This window comes from Streptomyces goshikiensis, from assembly GCF_014650555.1.
Taxonomy (GTDB): Bacteria; Actinomycetota; Actinomycetes; order Streptomycetales; family Streptomycetaceae; genus Streptomyces; species Streptomyces goshikiensis.
Genome location: NZ_BMVE01000011.1, coordinates 84,101 through 101,962 on the forward strand (window position 1 = coordinate 84,101; position 17,862 = coordinate 101,962).

A 17,862-nucleotide genomic window follows, 5' to 3' on the forward strand; every position below is an offset into this window, starting at 1 on the left:
GGGGCCGACGCGCCGGCCGGGGCGGCGGCCGCGGCGGTCACGCGTCCGGGGCCTCGACGCCGCAGTAGCCCGAGAAGGCCGCCAGGATCTCGTCCTCCGAGACGTGGCCGTCGCCGTCCCCGTCCAGGGCCGCCGCCACCTGGGCGGACAGCTCGGCCGGGGTCCCGAGGACACCGAGGACGCGGGCGACGGCCTCCGGGGTCGCGCCCGTACGGGCCGCGTCCGGCGCGGTCACCGCGATGACCGCCCGCAGGAACGGGCGCGCGATCTCCGCGAACCGGTCCGGGCTGTCCCGAAGCCGCTTCGCCGCTCCGGTGATGAACTCCTCGCGGGACACCCGCTGGTCACCGTCCACGTCCGCGATCCCGGCCATGCCCTGCCAGAACGCCTCCGCGCCCGCGAAGACGGCCTGGCCCTTGTCGGACCGCGCCGTGACCCCGAACTCGGCCAGCACGGCGCGCGCCGCCGCGCTGAAGTCCTCCCGGTCGATGGAGCCGTTCCCGTCCTGGTCGAAGGTGGCGAATCGGGAGGCGATCTTGCGCTCGTACTCTGCGCTGTCCATATTCGTGTTCCGCCTTACCTGTGCGGTGGGTGCCCTCTTCAAGACGAGGCTTCAAGTCAAGGCAGGAGCGTAAGCCCTCAGTGGCCTGCGCGTTAAGCGAAGCGGACAAGCAGGCGGCCGCATCGAACCCGCGCACGGGAAGCGCGCCACGGCGCGTACGGGTGTGCCCATGTGCCGTCCGTAGCACGAAGATCGGGACCGGAGACGGGATTCCCTCAAAACGGGCGGGATCCACCCCGTGGCCACTACATTCGTAGGGTCGACACACCGCTGGGGGCACGATGCCGAAGGACGTACCACCGCGCTGGGACCGCCGCATGCAGCAGCGCCTCGCCCGCGGCGAGGCCGCCGCGCTCGGGGAGCTGTACGACCGGTTCGCCTCGCTCGTGCACAGCCTGGCGCACCGGGTCCTCGGCGACGAGAGCGCCGCGGACCGGATCACCCGCGAGGTCTTCGGCTACATCTGGGAGAACCCGGACGCCTACGACCCCAAGCAGGGCTCCATGCGGTCCTGGGTCGCCCGCGTCACCCAGGTCCAGGCCGTGGCCCGGCTGCGCCAGGCCGAGTTGGGGCGCGGTTCCCGCGAGGACCTGGAACGCAAGGTGGCCGGCGCCAACGCGGCCGCCCGCGCGGACTTCATCGTCACCTCCATGCCAGCGCCGCTGCGCGCCGCGCTGGAACTCGCGTACTTCAAGCGGCGCGACTACCGGCAGGCCGCCGCCGACCTGAAGATCAGCGAGGACGAGGCGCGGCGCCGGCTGCGCCTGGGGCTGCAACTGCTGTCGACCGCCAACACCCTCCCCCGGGAGGACATCGCCCCGCCCGGTTACGGAGGCTCCCGATGACCGGTCCCTCCGGCGCGCCCGGCGACGGGTACGACGACGGGTGCGGCGACGGGTACGGACTCCCCGGCGGCGGGACCCGGATACCGGGCCCGCGCGGGGCCGCCGACGACCTCGACCCGCGGTACGCGCCCGACGCGCCGCCCGTCGCCGCGCCGGTGACGCCGCCGCCGACGCCGCCGCACGGCGTGCTGAAGTCCCTGCTCGGGGCGTGGGCGCTGGCCGCGTGTTCCGCGGAGGAGACGCAGGCCGTGGAGGACCACCTGACGGAGTGCGCGCCCTGCGCGGAGGAGGCGCTGCGGCTGCGCGACGCGGTGGGGCTGCTGCACCCGGCGGACAGCCTGGACCTGAAGCCGATGCTGCGGTCGCGGGTGCTGGAGGACTGCCTCGGGAAGCGGCCGGCGCGGATCCCGGTGCCGGCGTGGGCGACCCCGTACGACACGGAGACGGCGCGGCTGGACGCGCTGCTCCAGGACTTCGGCGACGCGGAGTGGCACACGCCGGTCCGGCTGAAGTGGTTCGAGGGCGAGCGGGGCCGGTCGCACCGCACGACGGTCGCCGGGGTGATCGGGCACCTGCTGACGGTCGACGGCATGGTCGCGACGGCGCTGGGGCTGGACGACCCGCTCGGCCCGGACGCGCCGCAGGGCAATCCGTCGAAGCGTACGGAGTTCTTCTGGGGCGGCTCGGACCGGCCGGTGACGCGGCAGGTCCGCGAGCCGTGGCGGGAACAGGGCCACACCCTGGTCCGTACGGTGTCCTTCGCGGGGCGCGGGGTCGCGGAACTGTCCGTCGACTACGGGCCGTTCGCGCTGCCGCTCGGGGACGCGTTCCTGGAGCGGGCCTTCGAGTGCTGGGTCCACGCGTGGGACATCGCGGAGGCGGTGGACTACCCGTACGACCCGCCGTCGGGGCCGGACATGCACCGCATGATCGACCTGGCGGCGCGGCTGCTACCGGGGGCGCTCGCGCACCGGCGCCGGTCGGGGCTGGCCGCCCCGCCGCGCGGCCTGGTCGCGGCGGGCGCGCCGGGGCGGACCCTGCACCTGGAGATCGAGGGCTCGGGCGGCGGCAGCTGGGACATCGCCCTGGACTCCCCGGCGGCGAAGCCGTCGCCGGAACACCGGGTGGCGCACATCGCGCTGGACGGCGGCGAGTTCTGCCAGCTGGCCGCCGGCCACATCTCCCCGGAGGAGGCGGCCATCGGCCAGCAGGGCGACCGCGAAGCCATCCGCGACGTCCTGTTCACCGCCGCCTCCCTCAGCCGCCTGTAACCTCCGGCGGTTCCCCGGGCCGCTTCAGCCCCGCCGGGGACCCCCTCAGCCCCGCCGGCGTTTGAGTGGGGGTCCCCCGGACGGAGTCTGGGGAGGGCCCGGGCGGAGCCCGGTGCCCGGCGGAGCCGGGTTTCCCGGGGCTCCGCCCCAGACCCCGCGCCTCAAACGCCGGCGAGGCTGAAGGGGGGTCGGCGAGGCCAACGGCAGGGCTAGGCGAAGACGACCGTGCGGGAGCCGTTCAGGAGGACGCGGTGTTCGCTGTGCCACTTCACCGCGCGGGCCAGCGCCTGGCACTCCACGTCGCGCCCGACGGCGACCAGCTGGTCCGGGGTGACCTCGTGGCCGACCCGCTCGACCTCCTGCTCGATGATCGGGCCCTCGTCCAGGTCGGCGGTGACGTAGTGCGCGGTCGCGCCGATCAGCTTCACACCGCGCGCGTGCGCCTGGTGGTACGGCTTCGCGCCCTTGAAGCTCGGCAGGAACGAGTGGTGGATGTTGATGATCCGCCCGCTGAGCTCCTTGCACAGGGTGTCCGACAGCACCTGCATGTACCGCGCGAGCACCACCAGCTCGACGTCCTGCTCCCGCACCAGCTCCAGCAGCCGCTCCTCCGCCGCCGCCTTCGTGTCCTTCGTCACCGGGATGTGGACGAAGGGGATGTCGTACGAGCCGACGAGCTCCTCGAAGTCCGTGTGGTTGGAGACGACCGCCGCGATCTCCACCGGCAGCGCCCCGATGCTCGCGCGGAACAGCAGGTCGTTCAGGCAGTGCCCGAACTTCGACACCATCAGCACGATCCGCATCCGCGCGTCCGAGCGGTGCAGCTCCCAGTCCATCCGGAAGGAGTCGCCGATCGCCGCGAAGCTGGCCCGCAGCTTCTCCAGCGTCACGGGCGTCTCCGCCGAGAAGTGCACCCGCATGAAGAACAGGCCGGTGTCGTGATCGCCGAACTGGCGGCTGTCCTCGATGTTGCATCCGGTCATGAACAGGTAACTGGACACGGCATGCACGATGCCCTGCTTGTCGGGGCAGGACAGGGTGAGAACGTACTGCTGGGGGGCCTGGGACTGCGGGTCTGCGCTCATGACCCCACAGCCTTTCACACCGCGCGGGTGAGCATCCTCAGCACTTCCAGCGACCGCGGCCGTACGTCCGGATCGTCCCCGTCCGCGATCGTCAGCCGTACGTGCGCCTCGCGCGCCGCGCGCACCGCCTCGGGCCACGCGTGGTGCTCCAGGTAGCTGGAGACGGGCGCGTCCGGACCGATCTGGTGCAGGATCCGCAGCACGCGCAGGACGGCCAGGTCGACGAGGGCCGCCTCCTGCGAGTCGCGGAAGATCGTCCCGACGTACTTGTCGGCGGACCAGCTGTCGAGCCAGGTGTCCTCGACGAGCCGGTACACGGCGTCGGTGACATCCCCGTACCCCTGGACGCCGGCCAGCCAGGTGTTCTCCTGGAACTCCGGGTCGGAAAGCATGTGCAGCGCCGAGCGCACGTTGCTGCGCCAGCGCCACCACGGCATGTCGTTGAGGGGCATGCCGCCCATGGTGGAGGAGCGGCCGCCGCGACGGGAAGGGTTCTTCGAACCTTGGGCGATTGTCACGCTTTCGATCGTACGTTCCGCCATTTCGTGATCTTCAGGCAGCTGTGCGTGATCACCCCGGCAATTCACCTGGGCGTCACCGGATGTTGTGTACACCTCAGACTCCAGTTACCCGTGGGGCGGCATGGTGCATGGACATGACCGATTGGCGACGCGCAGCAACCCTCTCCCGCACCTTCCTGGCCACGGCGACGGGCGCCGCTCTCGTCGTCGGCTGTGGGGCCATACCCGGCGGCTCGGGGGGTCCCGGCGACACCCTCACGGTCATGACCTTCGCCCCGGAGGGCACGAAGGCGACCAACATGCCCGGAATGACCGCCATGGCCAAGGCGTACGAGCGCTGGGTCAACTCCAAGGGCGGCATCAACGGCCGCAAGCTCCGGGTCCTGACCTGCAACGAGCGCAACACCCCGGCCGGCGCCGCCGACTGCGCCCGCAAGGCCATCTCCGAGAAGGCGGTCGCTGTCGTCGGCTCGTACAGCCAGCACGGCCGTGCCTTCATGGCCCCGCTGGAGGCCGAGGGAATCCCCTTCATCGGCGGCTACGGGGTCTCCTCCGAGGAGTTCCAGAGCACCCTCTCCTACCCCGTCAACGGCGGCCAGCCCGTGCTCCTCGCCGGCGCCGGACACCAGCTCGGACGCGCCTGCGGCCAGGTGTCCATCGTCCGCCCGGACACCCTCGCCGGGGACTCGATGCCCGTGCTGCTCAACGCCGGCCTGAAGGCCAACAAGGCGCCCGAGGCCTCCGACATCCGCGCCGCCGAGGACACCGCCGACTTCTCCGCGCCGGCCCGGGAGGCCCTCGCCGACACGGCCGGGGCGGGCGGGGCCGGTGGGGCGTCCGCCAAGGAGAAGGACAAGGACAAGGAGAAGGGCTGCGTCACCGCCGTCCTCGGCGAGCGCACCGAGACGTTCTTCGACGCCTTCCGCCGCGCCGCCGCCGAGAAGCAGCGCACGCCGCAGATCTCCTCGGTCCTCGGCAGCGTCAGCCAGGCCCTGGTCAACCGCACCGGCGGCAAGGAGAGCCCCTTCGAGGGCGCGTTCCTCACCAGCTGGTACCCCGTCTCGAACGATCCGCTGTGGGACCCGATGCGGAAGGTGATCTCCGAGCACTCCTTCGGCGACGACGGAGTGGACCCCGACGACAGCGGGGCGCAGACCACCTGGATCGCGTACACGGTGCTGGACGAGGTCGTGAAGCGGTTCAAGGACGGCGAGGACATCACGGCGCGGAAGGTCGCGCGCGTGCTGAACCAGTCGGAGAAGATCCGGACGGGCGGCCTCACCCCGGACCTGTCCTGGCGCTACCAGGACATGCGGGCCGTCGCCGGGTTCCCGCGCATCGTGAACGGGCAGGTCACCTTCCAGATCGTCCGGTCGGGCCGGCTCGTGGCGCAGCCGGGCGAGGAGTCCATGGACATGACCCCGACCCTGGAGCAGGCCCCGCGCGCGGCGTAGCCGCCCGTCAGAGCTGGGACTTGTCCCGCTTGGTGAGGCCGTACTTGGCCGCGATCGAGTTCCACATGGCCGCGGCCGAGTCCTTGGCCCGGGTGGCCTCGCCGCTGGACTTGTTGCCGTCCACGGCGTGCGGGGTGGACTTGGCCTGCCCGTCCTTGCAGTTCTTCTTGCCGTCGCCCACGTCGTCGGCCCAGGCCGCGTAGCTGTTGTCGGCGTCCGCCGAGGACTTCCAGGCCTTGGTGAGCGCCGCGGACAGCTTCGCGTGGTCGGGGAGCTTGTCGAGCTTGAGCTCCTGGAGCCGGGTGACGAGCTCCTCGCGCTGGCGGGCGGCGTCGCGCAGGTCGTCGCCGGCCTGGCCGAGGTTGCGGCAGCCCTTGATGTCATCGACGGCCTTGATCACCGAGGCGCGGCTGTCGTTGCTGTCCGCGAGCAGCTTGTCGAGCTGGACGGCCTGGGGGCGGGCCGGGTCCACCGGGGCCTCGCCGCCGGCCGCGGCGGAGCCGGAGCCGGTGGGGGCGGCGGGGGCGGCGCCGGGGTCGGTGTTCTGCGGCTTGTCGTCGCTGAGCAGCGCGCCGACGCCGAGGCCGACGACGGCCAGACCGACGACGACGGCCCCGATGATCAGGGGCGAGACCCGGCGGCCGGGCTCGGCGGGCGGCGGCGGCGCGTACTGCTGCGCGGCGGGCTGGGGGTGGGGGTGCGCCTGCGGCGGCTGCTGCTGTTGCGGGTAGCCGCGCGGCGGGGGCTGCTGCCGGCGCACCGGTGCCTGGACCGGCGGCAGGTGCTGCGTCTGCCCGGCGGCGGCGTCGTTCCGGAACAGCCCGTCGAACCCCTCGGCGGCGTTCGGCGCGGGGCCGGGCGGGACGGGCGGTATGTACTGCGTGGCCGCGTCATGCTGCCCGGCGCCGGGGCCGGGGCCCGACGGGACCGGCGGAATGTACTGGGTGGCCGCCTCGTGCTGGCCAGCGCCGGGACCGGGGCCAGGACCGGAAGGAACCGGCGGGATGTACTGCGTGGCCGCCTCGTGCTGGCCGGAACCAGGGCCGGGGCCCGACGGGACCGGCGGAATGTACTGGGTGGCCGCCTCGTGCTGGCCAGCGCCGGGACCGGGGCCGGAGGGGACCGGCGGGATGTACTGGGTGGCCGCCTCGTGCTGCCCGGAAACGGGGCCGGGGCCCGACGGAACCGGCGGGATGAGCTGGGTGGCTGCCTCGTGCTGGCCAGGGCCAGGACCGGAGGGAACCGGCGGGATGTACTGCGTCGCCGCCTCGTGCTGGCCGGGACCGGGGCCCGGCGGGACCGGCGGGATGAGCTGGGTGGCTGCCTCGTGCTGGCCAGGGCCAGGACCGGAGGGAACCGGCGGGATGTACTGCGTCGCCGCCTCGTGCTGGCCGGGACCGGGGCCCGGCGGGACCGGCGGGATGTACTGGGTGACGGCCTCGGGCAGCGGCGGGTAGCCGTACCCGTGCGGTTGGCCGGGCCCCTCGAAGCCGGGCCCCACGACGTGCCCGGGCTCGGGTTCGGGCTGCGGGTACCCGTAACCGGGCTGCCCCCACGGCTCACCGCCCTGCGGGACGCCAGACTGCGGGGCGCGGTGCTGACCGCTTCCCTGTCCGCTCTCCGTCACCGGGACTCCTTCTCCGACTCGCCCGAACCTTCGGAACCGTCGGGTCACGCTACCCGGTCACCGCCGTCCCCGGGCAGCCCGCACCCCGGGGACCCCGCCGAGGGGGAGGCCCGCGGGGGTTCCGCGACGGGCGGGAAGGGCCCTGACCACAGTGACGCCCGGCCGGCGCCACTGTGACGCAGGTCCCAGCTACGCCACCGACACCGCCTCCAGCCGCGCGCCGAACTCCCGCGCCGCCGCCTCCTCCCGGTACGGCTCCAGCCGGACGCGGAAGTCGTCCAGGTACTCGGCGCCCCGGCGCGAGCGCAGCGTCCCCAGCAGCTCCGCCGCCTTCGTCGCCGTCTGGCACGCCTGTTCCACCTCCCGCTGCTGCACCTGCGCCGCCGCCAGCAGCAGCAGCCCGATCGCCCGGCGGCGCGCCTTCGTCTCCGGGAGCCCCCGCAGCGCCTCCTCCGCGCGCCGCGCCGCCGCCTCCGCCTGGCCCAGGTCCCGGTGGCAGTGCGCCAGTTCGTCCGCGAGGTAGGACCCGTCGAAGTGCCGGATCCACACCGGGTCGTCCCCCGACTCCGGTTCGGCCCGCTCCAGCGCCGTCACCGCCCGCCCCGACAGCACCGCCGTCGCCCGGTTGTCGCCGAGCAGCGCGTGCCCGCGCGCCTCGGCGGCGTAGAACATCGCCTCCACCCGGGGTGTGACCTGCCCCCTCGTCCCTTCCTGCGCGGCCCGCGCCAGTTGCGCGATCTCCCTCGGGTTCCCGAGCTCCGCCGCGAGGTGGCTCATCGACGCGGCCAGCACGTACCCCCCGTACGCCCGGTCCCCCGCCGCCTGGGCGAGCCGCAGCGCCTGGATGTAGTACCGCTGCGCGAGCCCCGGCTGCCCGGTGTCGACGGCCATGTAGCCCGCCAGTTCCGTCAGCCGGGAAACCGCCGCGAACAGCGCCCGCCCGACCGGCTCCCGGTAGGAGCCGCCGATCAGCCCGGACACCACGGAGTTGAGGTAGTGCACCACCACGGGCCGGACGTGCCCGCTGCCGAACCGGTGGTCGAGTTCCTTGAGCGCCTCGGTGGTGGCCACCACGGCCTCCACGTCCGACATCCCGACGCGCGCGCCCCCGCTGCGGGCCACCTGCGCGTCCGCCCCGGTGATCAGCCAGTCCCGGCTCGGCTCGACGAGCGCGGAGGAGGCCACGCTCGCCCCGGTCAGGAAGTCGCGCCGGCCCACGTCGCTGCGGTACAGCTCGCAGACCTGCTCGATGGCGCCGATGACGGTCGGGGAGAACTGCAGCCCGATGCCGGAGGCGAGGTTCTTGCCGTTGGCCATGCCGATCTCGTCGATGGTGACGGTCCGGCCGAGTTTGCGGCCGATCGCCTCGGCGATGATGCCGGGAGCCCGGCCGCGCGGCTGCTGGCCGCGCAGCCAGCGGGCCACGGAGGTCTTGTCGTAGCGGAGATCGAGGCCGTGCTCGGCCCCGCACATGTTCACGCGCCGGGCGAGCCCGGCGTTGGAGCACCCGGCTTCCTGGATGAGCGCCTGGAGCCGTTCGTTCGGCTGGCGCGCGACGAGAGGCCTGGCTGCCATGAAAACCCCCTGAGGCCGCGGGTGAGCATTGGAATGATCACTTCCCGCCTGATGTGCGGAGAATCTTCCCCTCTGCGTGGTGTGGCTACCCACGCGCGGCGCCCCGACCTCCCACGCGCCCCCGCTCATGCATCCATGCGCCCCGTTTGCAGGATCGATGCTCCGGCCACCGGCCGGTTTGCGGCCGTAACCACCGGTGGGCGCGAGAGTTGTGATGGGCGTGGAAGAGACCATCGGAGTCACGGAGACGGCACCCATCCCCGAGCAGCGCGGCGAGCGGCTGCTGGACCATGCCGTGCGGTACGCGGAAGAACGGCACTGGGACGTCTTCGCCGGCACCTGGCTGGAGCCGGCCGAAGGGCGGGAACTGTGCTCCTGCGGGGCCGCGGACTGCCCGGCTCCGGGGGCCCACCCCGCCGTCGAGGACTGGCAGGCGCTGGCCTCGGGCAGCGCGGTGCAGGTCCGGCGGATCTGGGGGAAGCAGCCGAACGCCTCGATCCTGCTGCCGACCGGCCGGACCTTCGACGCGATCGACGTACCGGACTCCGCCGGGTTCCTGGCGCTGGCGCGGCTGCACCGGATGAACCGCACCGTCGGCCCGGTCACCCTCAGCCCCGACCACCGCATGCTGTTCTTCGTCCTGCCGGGCGCCGGGGCGAAGCTGGAGGACCTGGTGCGCGACCTCGGCTGGTCCCCGTCCGCGCTGGACCTGTTCGCGCGCAGCGAGGGGCAGTACGTGGCCGCTCCCCCGACGCGTTTCGGCGGCCGGGGCTCCGTCCAGTGGGCGCAGGCCCCGACGGCGGCGAACCGGTGGCTGCCGGACGTGGAGGAGCTGATCGACGGGCTCGCGTACGCGTGCGGCCGGGACGCGGCGGAGGCGCGCGACCGCAAGTCGGCGTAGCGGGCCGTACCCGCTGCTCGTACCTGCGGTTCGTACGTGCCGTTCGTACGGGCAAGTTCATGACATTCGTAACTGCTCGGCCCCTTCCCCCTCCTCCTATCGTGAAGAACGCAGGAGCGTAGGACCTACGCATACGGGGACACAGGAGAGGCGGGCGCATGCCTGACCAGGGTGATGCGGCGGGCCGGACGGACGGGGCGGCAGGGGCGGACGGAGCGCGACCGGCGCCGTCCGCCGTCCCCGCCGTGCGGGTCGAGGGGCTGTGGAAGCGGTTCGGTGAGCAGGTGGCCGTCTCGGGGATCGATCTGGAGCTGCCGGCCGGGCAGTTCATCGGGCTCGTCGGGCCGAACGGGGCGGGCAAGACGACGACGCTGTCGATGGTGACCGGGCTGCTGCGCCCGGACATGGGGCGGGTCTTCGTCGCCGGGCACGACGTCTGGGCGGATCCGGCCGAGGTGAAGTCCCGCATCGGCGTGCTGCCGGAGGGGCTGCGGCTCTTCGAGCGGCTGTCGGGGCGGGAACTGCTCGGCTACATGGGCCGGCTGCGGGGGCTGCCGGGCGAGGAGACGGACAAGCGGGCCACCCAGCTGCTGGACGTACTGGACCTCGCGGGCTCCCAGAACAAGCTGGTCGTGGACTACTCGACGGGCATGCGGAAGAAGATCGGCCTGGCGGCCGCGCTGCTGCACAACCCGGAAGTGCTCTTCCTGGACGAGCCGTTCGAGGGCGTGGACCCGGTGTCGGCGCAGACCATCCGCGGGGTGCTGGAGCGGTACACCTCCTCCGGCGCCACCGTCGTCTTCTCCTCCCACGTGATGGAGCTCGTCGAGTCGCTGTGCGACTGGGTGGCCGTGATGGCGGCCGGCCGGATCCGCGCGGCGGGCCCGCTCGCCGACGTACGGGGGGAGGCGCCGTCGCTGCAGGCCGCATTCCTGGAGCTGGTCGGCGCGCGGGGCCGGGACTCGGGCGACTCCCTGGAGTGGCTCGGCGGCGGGGCGGCCGCGCGATGAGCACCCTCGCACCGGGGCGCGAGCGGGCCGCCTCCCTGACCCCGGTCTTCGTCCGCCTCAAGCTGTCGCTGATCAGGAACGGGCTCAAGGGCTCCTCGAAGCGCAAGGCCGCCTACGTCTCCAGCCTCGTCTTCGCCCTCGTCGTCGCCTTCTTCGTCACGCTCGGCCTGGCGATGCTGCACGGGAACGCCCACGCCGGGACGGTCGTCGTCCTGCTGGCGGCGATCCTCGCGGTCGGCTGGGCCTTCATGCCGCTGTTCTTCCCCACGGGGGACGAGACCCTCGACCCGAGCCGGCTCGTCATGCTGCCGCTGCGGCCCCGGCCGCTGGTGCGGGCGCTGTTCGCGTCCTCGCTGGTCGGCATCGGCCCGCTGTTCACCCTGTGCCTGGCGGCCGGATCGGCCATCGCGGTGGCCCGGGGGCCCGTCGGCGCGCTGGCCGCGGTGCTGGCCGCGCCGCTGCTGCTGCTGGGCTGCGTGGCGCTCGCCCGCGCCGTGGCCACGGCGAACGTCCGGCTGCTGACCAGCCGCAAGGGGCGCGACCTGGCCGTACTCAGCGGCCTGCTGATCGCGGTGGGCGGGCAGGCCGCCAACTTCGGCAGCCAGCGCCTGTTCCAGAGCGGCGGCCTGGCGCAGCTGGAGCCCGCCGAGGCGGTGGTGCGCTGGCTGCCGCCCGCGACCGCCGTCGGCATGGTGGACTCGGCGAGCGAGGGCTCGTACGGGGTGGCCGCGGCCCAGCTGGCGGTGACGCTGGCGGCGCTGGCGCTGCTGCTGTGGTCCTGGGAGCGCAGCCTGACGAAGCTGATGGTCTCCCCGGACGGTTCGACGCTCGCGGTCGCGGAGTCCGCCGCGTCGGGCAAGGCCGAGCGGGACGGCGGCTTCTGGTCGCTGATGCCGGGCGGCCGCACGGGCGCGGCGATGCGGCGCACGCTGCGGTACGCGGTCCGCGATCCGAAGACCAAGTCGGCGTGGGTGACGGCGCTGGCGATCGGGGTGATCGTCCCCGTGGCCAACGCCCTCCAGGGCACCGGCTCGCTGTACCTGGCGTGCTTCGGCGCGGGCATGCTCGGCATCCAGATGTACAACCAGTTCGGGCAGGACACCTCGGCGTTCTGGATGGTGGCGCAGACCATCTCGACCCCGCGCGACGCGTTCGTGGAGCTGCGCGCCCGGTCGTACGCGCTGGCGCTGGTCACCGTCCCGTACACGGTGCTGCTCACGGTGGTCACGGCCGCGCTCGTCGGCAACTGGCGGGACTTCCCGGCGGCGACGGGGCTGGCGCTGGCGCTGCTGGGGTCGATGCTGTGCACGGGCGCGCTGGCCTCGGCCCGCTTCCCGTACTCCATCCCGTCGGACGGGGCCTTCAAGAACGTCGCGCCGGGGCAGGCGGGGCTCGCCTGGATCGGCATCTTCGGCGGCATGCTGACGTCGGCGCTGATCTGCGCGCCGGTGATCGCGCTGACGATCTACGCGGACGTCGCCGACCAGCGGTTCCTGGCGGCGCTGCTGCTTCCGCTGGGCGCGGGCTGGGGCGTGCTGGCCACGTGGGCGGGGCTGCGGCTGGCGGCGCCGACGGTGGCGCGGAAGCTGCCGGAGATCCTGGTGGCGGTCAGCAAGGGCTGAGCGTCCCGCGCCGTACGGACACGAGGCCGGCCTGTGCTCCCGGACGGGGAGGGGCCGGCCTTTGCCTACTCCCAGGCGGTGGTGTTCTTGCCCGCCGGGGCCGTCTCCCAGGCCGTGGTGTTCTTGCCCGCCGGGGCGGTCTCCCAGGCGGTGGTGTTCTTGCCCGCCGGGGCGGTCTCCCAGGCGGTGGTGGCGGAGACGTGGCCGGTCCGGCCGGCGCCGTGGGCCGTCAGGGCCGGGGCGAAGGCGGCGAGGGCGAGGGTGGTGACCGCGGCGGCCTTGACGAGGCGGGTGCGAAGCATGGCAGTGGTCCTTTGCGAGAGCCGGAACGAGGCGGTGGTGGTCCGGATTCGCGTCCCGCGGTGACGTTTCCTCCGGTGGCGCCGGCCGGGTTCCGTGTGGCTCCCTGCCGGCAATCACTACTCTCGTCGCAGGTCAGGACGGGTGGAAGGGGGTTCAGTTGGACGGAAGCGGCCCTGACCCGATCCGGCCAGCGGGACCGGAAGAGGACAGCAGCAGCTGCTCGTAGTACGGCGTGACCAGGGGCGCCCCGACCCGGGTGAGCCGCCAGCCGCGCAGCGCGGGCACCACGGCCAGGGCGCGCCGGAAGAGGGTCTCCGCGGTGCGCTCCGCCTCGGCGAGGCCGTCGGCGACCAGGAAGACGCCCACGACGGGGTCGGGCAGGGCGTCGGGATGCGCCGAGACGTGCTCGGCGGGAGGGCCGTCGGTGTCGGCGACCGAGCGAATCAACTCTGCCGTCTCGGACGGGAGTTGGGAGCCGGGCTCGGCAGCCCGAAGACCTGCGTGAACGAGGTACATGAGCCCCATCCTGGCGAATGACGCGCCTCCAGCGAAGCCCCCCGGGGTGGACACTTCGGGCCCTGGACGGAACCGTCCATCCGATGGTCCGCCAGACCCCCGCGTGAGATAATCCGACCAACTTTGATCATTACGGCACACACCGGGGGGGACTGTGCTGGCCACTCTGGGCCTCGACACGACTGCGGAGGCCGTCTACCGCGCCATGCTCGCGGCGCCGCGCGACGGGGTGAAGGCGCTCGCCGCCCGCCTCGGGGTATCCGAAACCGATGTACGGCGCAGCCTGGACACGCTCAGCGAGCTCGCACTGATCCGGCCGTCCTACGACCACGCCGGAGAGCTCCGCGCCGTCTCGCCCGAGGTCGGCATGGAGATCCTGATGGCCCGCCAGCAGGCGGAGCTCGCGGCCCAGCAGCTGCGGATCGAGGCCTCGCGCGCGGCCGCCGCGCAGCTCATCGCGGAGTACGCCGACCTGAGCCCGGCCGCCGCCAGCCCCGGGGTCGAGCAGCTCGTCGGCCTCGACGAGATCCGCAACCGCATCTCGGGCCTGGCGCACGGACTCCAGAGCGAGCTGATGAGCTTCGCCCCGGGCGGGGGCCACCGGCCGGAGACCCTGGAGGCCTCGAAGCCGAACGACGCGGCACTGCTGGGGCGCGGGGTGCGGATGCGGTCGCTGTTCCAGGACAGCGTGCGCAACAGCCAGAGCACCGTGGCGTACGCGACGTGGCTCAGCGAGCTCGGCGGCGAGATCCGCACGGCCCCCGATCTGCCGACCCGCATGATGATCTTCGACGGGGCCACCGCGGTGATCCCCGTCAGCAGCGAGGACAGCGCGGCGGGCGCGGTCGTCCTCACCGGGCACGGGACGCTGACGGCCCTGTGCGCGCTCTTCGAGAACGTCTGGGCCGGGGCGCGCACGCTGGGCACCTCGGAGGAGCGGGACGAGGGCGGGCTCAGCTCGCAGGAGCGCACGGTGATCCGGCTCCTGGCGCAGGGCCTGACCGACGAGGCCATCGCCAAGCGCCTCGCGGTCTCCCCGCGCACGGCCCGCCGGCTGGCGAACGGCCTGATGGAACGCCTGGACGCCGCGAGCCGCTTCGAGTTCGGCGTCCGAGCGGTCCAGCGCGGCTGGCTGCCCCGCACCGAGTAGCCCGCCCCGCCCCGGAAAGATGAATCTCCCCGGGCCGTCACATCCGCGGCGTCCGGTCCGTCAGTGCGGTGTCGAGCAAGAAACCGCCGCAGCCCGCCTGACGAGGAGCACCTCTCATGTCCGTCGCCGCCACCGTCGTCACCGTTCTCGCCGCCGCCATGTCGGGCTTCTCGGGGTACTCGCTCCTCTCGCGCGCCCCGTGGGTCGTGGAGGCCATGACCGAGTACCGCGTCCCCCAGGGCTGGTGGACCCGGCTCGGCGCCGCCAAGGCCGCGGGCGCGGCGGGGCTGCTGCTCGGGCTGTTCGTACCCGTCATCGGCGCCGTCGCCGCGGTCTCCCTGGTCCTGTACTTCACCGGCGCGGTCATCACCGTGATCCGCGCCCGCTCCTACGCCCACATCCCCTTCCCGCTGCTCTACGCGGCCCCCGTCATCGGCGCCCTCGTCCTCACCGCCTGAGCCCGGGCGGCCACGGGGTCACGGGCCGCTCTTGACCCCGTCCAGGAACGGCTCCAGCGCCGCGCGCCACGCGGTGGGCTGGTCGTAGTGGAGGTAGTGCCCCGCATCGGGGATCTCCGCGTACTGGCCGGCCGGGAGGACCCGGACCATCTCCTGGGCCTCGGCGCGGCCGAGTTCGCCGTCCAGCCCCCGGACGACCAGCGTCGGGCAGCGGACCTGCGCCAGCTCCTCCCAGTGCGCGTCGTGCACCCAGGTCTCGCGCGCGGTCAGCATCTGGCGGCGGGAGAACAGCGGGCGCCAGCCGTCCGGCGCCTGGTGCATGACCTCCGCGAAGAAGGCGCCCCGGCCCGGGTCGGGGCGCTCCACCCGGGGGTCGTCCTCGCCGAACCAGCGGCGGGCGGCGTCCTGGGTGGGGAAGGGCAGGGGCCAGCGGTGGAACCACTCCTCCCATTCCTGCTGGGAGGCTTCACCGAGGGCGGAGGCCCGCATGTCGCAGATGACGAGCGCCCGCACCAGATCGGGGTGGCGGGCGGCGAGCTGCCAGGCGGTGAGGGCGCCCATGGAGTGGCCGATCAGGGTCACGGGGGCCAGGCCCAGCTGCTCTATCACGGCCTCCGCGTCGGCGACGAACGCCTCGCGGGTGTACGGGCCGGTGGCCGGGCGGTCGCTCTGGCCGTGCCCGCGCTGGTCCAGGGCCACGACGCGGTGCCGCTCGGCGAGCCAGCGGGCGGTGCCGGCCCAGTGGAAGGCGCGGCCCATCAGCCCGTGGAGTAACAGCACGGCCGGGCGCTCCGGATCCGGTGCGCCCTCGGTGGCCGGTTCCCGGAACTCCCAGGCGGCCAGGCGGACGCCGCCGGACCCTGTCACATCGATGCGCTGTACCACCGCAGATGCACCCCCTTCGCTCCCGGCCAGACTATCGAACCCGTATTCGAAAACGCCTGTCTCGCCGCCAACACCGCTCTTTCGAGTGACCTTCCTCAAGGATTGGCCGCCGCTACCGAGGGGATCTTTCCAACGGGGAGGCGGGCCGCTCGGGGAAGACGGTCCGAGGGGATGACCTTGAGAGCTCGGGGCTCCAGGTCACCAGGGGAGGACCGGCCCCGGCGCCGTAAAGGCGCCGGGGCCGTCCACATGTGCGGGCCGCCCGCAGCGGGGCCGCCACACGTCCACGCGCTCCGTCGGGCGGCCGCAGGCCGCCCCGCGGTCAGCGCTTCGCCACGAACACGTGCGAGGCGATCTCCGCGTCGAGCTCGGCGGCCTCGCCGCCGCTGCCGACCAGCACCCCGCCCGGGGACTCGGTCACGCTCACCACCGAGCCGGGCTGCACGCCCGCCCGCCGCAGCGTGTACATCAGCTGGGCGTCCGTCTGGATCGGCTCCCCGATCCGCCGTACGACGACGGTCTTGCCCTCGGCGCCCGGATCCAGCTCGTTCAGGCTGACCATGCCGTCCTCGATGAACGGATCGGCCTCGGCCTTCTCCCCCAGTTCCTCCAGGCCGGGAATCGGGTTCCCGTACGGCGACTCGGTCGGGTGGCGCAGCAGCTCCAGCACCCGCCGCTCCACCGCCTCGCTCATCACGTGCTCCCAGCGGCAGGCCTCGGCGTGCACCTGCTCCCACTCCAGGCCGATGACGTCGACGAGCAGGCACTCCGCGAGGCGGTGCTTGCGCATCACGCGCGTCGCCAGCCGGCGGCCCTCGTCGGTCAGCTCCAGGTGCCGGTCGCTGGCGACCGCCACCAGGCCGTCGCGCTCCATCCGCGCCACCGTCTGGCTCACCGTCGGACCGCTCTGGTCGAGCCGCTCGGCGATACGGGCGCGCATGGGGACCACGCCTTCCTCTTCCAGTTCGAGGATGGTGCGGAGATACATCTCCGTGGTATCGATCAGTCCGGACATTCGTGCCCCTCGGATTGCGTGCGCTGGCCCTGCCCCCAATTCTGACGCATCACGCGGACAACCGTCCCGTGCCAAGCGTCAAGGGCAGTCCTGGACATCCGGCGATCACCCGGTGCCCGCCCCCCGGACATCTCCCCCGCCCCTCCCTCCCCTTCAGCCCCGGGATTGACGGCCGTATTGACACGCCCTTGGTCCAGACCGCACGGTGAGCGGCGAACACGGGCACCACACAGGCGCACACCCACCGCATCGCACCTCCGAAAGGGCCATCGGCGTATGAGCGAGAGCAAGCTGGCCGGGCAGTTCTTCGACGCCGCCATCGGCCTGCTGGAGCGGGTGCGGGACGAGGAGGGCGAGCGGGTGTCCGAGGCGGGCGCCGTGATCGCCGAGGCCGTCGCGGCCGGAAACCGGCTGTTCGCGTTCGGCGCCGGCCATTCCTCGCTCCCCGCCCAGGACGTGGTCTACCGGGCCGGCGGGCTCGCCCTGATGAACTTCCTCGCCGTCCCCGGCACCGTCGGCATCGACGTCATGCCGGCCACCCTCGGCAGCGCCCTGGAGCGGGTCGACGGCCTCGCCGGGGCCGTCCTGGACAGCAGCCCGGCCACCGCGGGCGACGTGCTCGTGATCATCTCGCTCTCCGGGCGCAACGCCCTGCCCGTCGAGATGGCCATGAACGCCCGCGCCCTCGGCCTCAAGGTCATCGGGGTCACCTCGGTGGCGTACGCGACCGAGACCAAGTCGCGGCACGCCTCGGGCAGCTACCTCAAGGACCACTGCGACATCGTCCTCGACAGCAAGATCACCGTCGGGGACGCCGAGCTGAGCCTGGACGGCATCGACGCCCCGTTCGCCCCCGCCTCCACCGTCGTGACCAGCGCGATCATGCAGGCCGTGATGGCGGCGGCGGCCGGCGAGCTCGTCGCGCGCGGCGTGGAGCCCCCGCTGCTGCGCTCGGGCAACGTGGACGGCGGCCACGAGTGGAACGGGCGCGTCCTCAAGCAGTACGGCGACCGCATCTTCTTCCGCCACTGATCACGCCGCTGATCGCACCACTGATCACGC

General features: G+C 73.2%; 18 protein-coding genes. 9 read left to right on the forward strand and 9 right to left on the reverse strand.

The window, feature by feature from the left end; all coding sequences use genetic code 11:
* Nucleotides 1-37: 37 nt before the first annotated feature.
* Entirely contained in the window at nucleotides 38-562 is a 525-nt protein-coding gene (locus IE248_RS27000) for an EF-hand domain-containing protein (protein WP_073775035.1), read from the reverse strand.
* A gap of 281 nt (nucleotides 563-843) precedes the next feature.
* Here IE248_RS27000 and IE248_RS27005 point away from each other — a divergent pair, with 281 nt between their 5' ends.
* Complete coding sequence (locus tag IE248_RS27005) at nucleotides 844-1,407, forward strand: sigma factor (protein WP_008742669.1); 564 nt, start codon at nucleotides 844-846, stop codon at nucleotides 1,405-1,407.
* Nucleotides 1,404-2,678, forward strand: a complete 1,275-nt coding sequence (locus tag IE248_RS27010) for a maleylpyruvate isomerase N-terminal domain-containing protein (RefSeq protein ID WP_190031985.1) — start codon at nucleotides 1,404-1,406, stop codon at nucleotides 2,676-2,678. The genes IE248_RS27005 and IE248_RS27010 overlap by 4 nt, the downstream gene beginning before the upstream one ends.
* A 209-nt stretch (nucleotides 2,679-2,887) precedes the next feature.
* Here the strand turns inward: IE248_RS27010 and purU are convergent, their stop codons facing one another.
* Complete coding sequence (gene purU, locus IE248_RS27015) at nucleotides 2,888-3,763, reverse strand: formyltetrahydrofolate deformylase (RefSeq protein WP_008742671.1); 876 nt, start codon at nucleotides 3,761-3,763, stop codon at nucleotides 2,888-2,890.
* 14 nt (nucleotides 3,764-3,777) lie between these two features.
* Complete coding sequence (locus tag IE248_RS27020; protein ID WP_373301635.1) at nucleotides 3,778-4,224, reverse strand: SCO4402 family protein; 447 nt, start codon at nucleotides 4,222-4,224, stop codon at nucleotides 3,778-3,780.
* Between the two features lie 194 nt (nucleotides 4,225-4,418).
* Here IE248_RS27020 and IE248_RS27025 point away from each other — a divergent pair, with 194 nt between their 5' ends.
* Complete coding sequence (locus tag IE248_RS27025; protein ID WP_190031986.1) at nucleotides 4,419-5,738, forward strand: ABC transporter substrate-binding protein; 1,320 nt, start codon at nucleotides 4,419-4,421, stop codon at nucleotides 5,736-5,738.
* A 7-nt stretch (nucleotides 5,739-5,745) separates the two neighbouring features.
* On the opposite strand, the gene IE248_RS27030 is transcribed toward IE248_RS27025, so the two are convergent.
* Together IE248_RS27030 and IE248_RS27035 are read right to left on the reverse strand one after the other, a co-directional pair.
* Nucleotides 5,746-7,365 carry a hypothetical protein gene (locus tag IE248_RS27030; RefSeq protein ID WP_229895557.1) on the reverse strand — a complete coding sequence of 540 codons (1,620 nt, stop codon included), beginning with the start codon at nucleotides 7,363-7,365 and terminating at the stop codon, nucleotides 5,746-5,748.
* A 189-nt stretch (nucleotides 7,366-7,554) separates the two neighbouring features.
* Nucleotides 7,555-8,940 carry an NsdA family TPR-like regulatory protein gene (locus IE248_RS27035; RefSeq protein WP_008742675.1) on the reverse strand — a complete coding sequence of 462 codons (1,386 nt, stop codon included), beginning with the start codon at nucleotides 8,938-8,940 and terminating at the stop codon, nucleotides 7,555-7,557.
* A gap of 214 nt (nucleotides 8,941-9,154) precedes the next feature.
* On the opposite strand from IE248_RS27035, the gene IE248_RS27040 reads away from it, so the two are divergent.
* The 3 genes from IE248_RS27040 to IE248_RS27050 all read left to right on the forward strand — a co-directional run bounded on the left by IE248_RS27040 (nucleotide 9,155) and on the right by IE248_RS27050 (nucleotide 12,473).
* Nucleotides 9,155-9,841, forward strand: coding sequence for a bifunctional DNA primase/polymerase (locus tag IE248_RS27040; protein WP_190031988.1), 687 nt, complete (start codon nucleotides 9,155-9,157; stop codon nucleotides 9,839-9,841).
* A 158-nt stretch (nucleotides 9,842-9,999) separates the two neighbouring features.
* Nucleotides 10,000-10,851, forward strand: coding sequence for an ABC transporter ATP-binding protein (locus IE248_RS27045; protein WP_037794280.1), 852 nt, complete (start codon nucleotides 10,000-10,002; stop codon nucleotides 10,849-10,851).
* Nucleotides 10,848-12,473 (forward strand): transporter, encoded by a 1,626-nt coding sequence (locus IE248_RS27050; RefSeq protein WP_073799687.1) that lies wholly within the window; start codon nucleotides 10,848-10,850, stop codon nucleotides 12,471-12,473. Before IE248_RS27045 ends, IE248_RS27050 begins: the two co-directional genes overlap by 4 nt.
* 65 nt (nucleotides 12,474-12,538) lie before the next feature.
* On the opposite strand, the gene IE248_RS27055 is transcribed toward IE248_RS27050, so the two are convergent.
* Nucleotides 12,539-12,775 (reverse strand): hypothetical protein, encoded by a 237-nt coding sequence (locus IE248_RS27055; protein ID WP_190031989.1) that lies wholly within the window; start codon nucleotides 12,773-12,775, stop codon nucleotides 12,539-12,541.
* 154 nt (nucleotides 12,776-12,929) lie between these two features.
* A complete protein-coding gene (locus IE248_RS27060; RefSeq protein ID WP_047960610.1) occupies nucleotides 12,930-13,292 on the reverse strand; it encodes a hypothetical protein in 363 nt (120 codons plus the stop codon).
* 154 nt (nucleotides 13,293-13,446) lie between these two features.
* On the opposite strand from IE248_RS27060, the gene IE248_RS27065 reads away from it, so the two are divergent.
* Both IE248_RS27065 and IE248_RS27070 read left to right on the forward strand, forming a co-directional pair.
* A complete protein-coding gene (locus tag IE248_RS27065) occupies nucleotides 13,447-14,442 on the forward strand; it encodes a helix-turn-helix transcriptional regulator (RefSeq protein WP_008742683.1) in 996 nt (331 codons plus the stop codon).
* Between the two features lie 116 nt (nucleotides 14,443-14,558).
* On the forward strand, nucleotides 14,559-14,900 hold the full coding sequence (locus tag IE248_RS27070; protein WP_190031990.1) for a DoxX family protein: 342 nt from the start codon (nucleotides 14,559-14,561) through the stop codon (nucleotides 14,898-14,900).
* A gap of 18 nt (nucleotides 14,901-14,918) precedes the next feature.
* On the opposite strand, the gene IE248_RS27075 is transcribed toward IE248_RS27070, so the two are convergent.
* Both IE248_RS27075 and IE248_RS27080 read right to left on the reverse strand, forming a co-directional pair.
* Nucleotides 14,919-15,785: an alpha/beta fold hydrolase gene (locus IE248_RS27075; RefSeq protein WP_037794283.1), complete on the reverse strand. Its 867-nt coding sequence runs from the start codon at nucleotides 15,783-15,785 to the stop codon at nucleotides 14,919-14,921.
* Nucleotides 15,786-16,107: 322 nt separating this feature from the next.
* A complete protein-coding gene (locus IE248_RS27080; RefSeq protein WP_073775054.1) occupies nucleotides 16,108-16,800 on the reverse strand; it encodes an iron-dependent transcriptional repressor DtxR in 693 nt (230 codons plus the stop codon).
* Between the two features lie 276 nt (nucleotides 16,801-17,076).
* On the opposite strand from IE248_RS27080, the gene IE248_RS27085 reads away from it, so the two are divergent.
* Nucleotides 17,077-17,832 carry an SIS domain-containing protein gene (locus tag IE248_RS27085; protein WP_008742687.1) on the forward strand — a complete coding sequence of 252 codons (756 nt, stop codon included), beginning with the start codon at nucleotides 17,077-17,079 and terminating at the stop codon, nucleotides 17,830-17,832.
* The last annotated feature ends 30 nt before the right edge of the window (nucleotides 17,833-17,862 follow it).

What these genes read in the sequence shown, in the direction of transcription:
- IE248_RS27000 (WP_073775035.1), bottom strand. Translation starts at nt 562, where the DNA reads ATGGACAGCGCAGAGTACGAGCGCAAGATCGCCTCCCGATTCGCCACC.
- IE248_RS27005 (WP_008742669.1), top strand. Translation starts at nt 844, where the DNA reads ATGCCGAAGGACGTACCACCGCGCTGGGACCGCCGCATGCAGCAGCGC.
- IE248_RS27010 (WP_190031985.1), top strand. Translation starts at nt 1,404, where the DNA reads ATGACCGGTCCCTCCGGCGCGCCCGGCGACGGGTACGACGACGGGTGC.
- purU (WP_008742671.1), bottom strand. Translation starts at nt 3,763, where the DNA reads ATGAGCGCAGACCCGCAGTCCCAGGCCCCCCAGCAGTACGTTCTCACC.
- IE248_RS27020 (WP_373301635.1), bottom strand. Translation starts at nt 4,224, where the DNA reads ATGGGCGGCATGCCCCTCAACGACATGCCGTGGTGGCGCTGGCGCAGC.
- IE248_RS27025 (WP_190031986.1), top strand. Translation starts at nt 4,419, where the DNA reads ATGACCGATTGGCGACGCGCAGCAACCCTCTCCCGCACCTTCCTGGCC.
- IE248_RS27035 (WP_008742675.1), bottom strand. Translation starts at nt 8,940, where the DNA reads ATGGCAGCCAGGCCTCTCGTCGCGCGCCAGCCGAACGAACGGCTCCAG.
- IE248_RS27040 (WP_190031988.1), top strand. Translation starts at nt 9,155, where the DNA reads ATGGGCGTGGAAGAGACCATCGGAGTCACGGAGACGGCACCCATCCCC.
- IE248_RS27045 (WP_037794280.1), top strand. Translation starts at nt 10,000, where the DNA reads ATGCCTGACCAGGGTGATGCGGCGGGCCGGACGGACGGGGCGGCAGGG.
- IE248_RS27050 (WP_073799687.1), top strand. Translation starts at nt 10,848, where the DNA reads ATGAGCACCCTCGCACCGGGGCGCGAGCGGGCCGCCTCCCTGACCCCG.
- IE248_RS27055 (WP_190031989.1), bottom strand. Translation starts at nt 12,775, where the DNA reads ATGCTTCGCACCCGCCTCGTCAAGGCCGCCGCGGTCACCACCCTCGCC.
- IE248_RS27060 (WP_047960610.1), bottom strand. Translation starts at nt 13,292, where the DNA reads ATGTACCTCGTTCACGCAGGTCTTCGGGCTGCCGAGCCCGGCTCCCAA.
- IE248_RS27070 (WP_190031990.1), top strand. Translation starts at nt 14,559, where the DNA reads ATGTCCGTCGCCGCCACCGTCGTCACCGTTCTCGCCGCCGCCATGTCG.
- IE248_RS27080 (WP_073775054.1), bottom strand. Translation starts at nt 16,800, where the DNA reads ATGTCCGGACTGATCGATACCACGGAGATGTATCTCCGCACCATCCTC.
- IE248_RS27085 (WP_008742687.1), top strand. Translation starts at nt 17,077, where the DNA reads ATGAGCGAGAGCAAGCTGGCCGGGCAGTTCTTCGACGCCGCCATCGGC.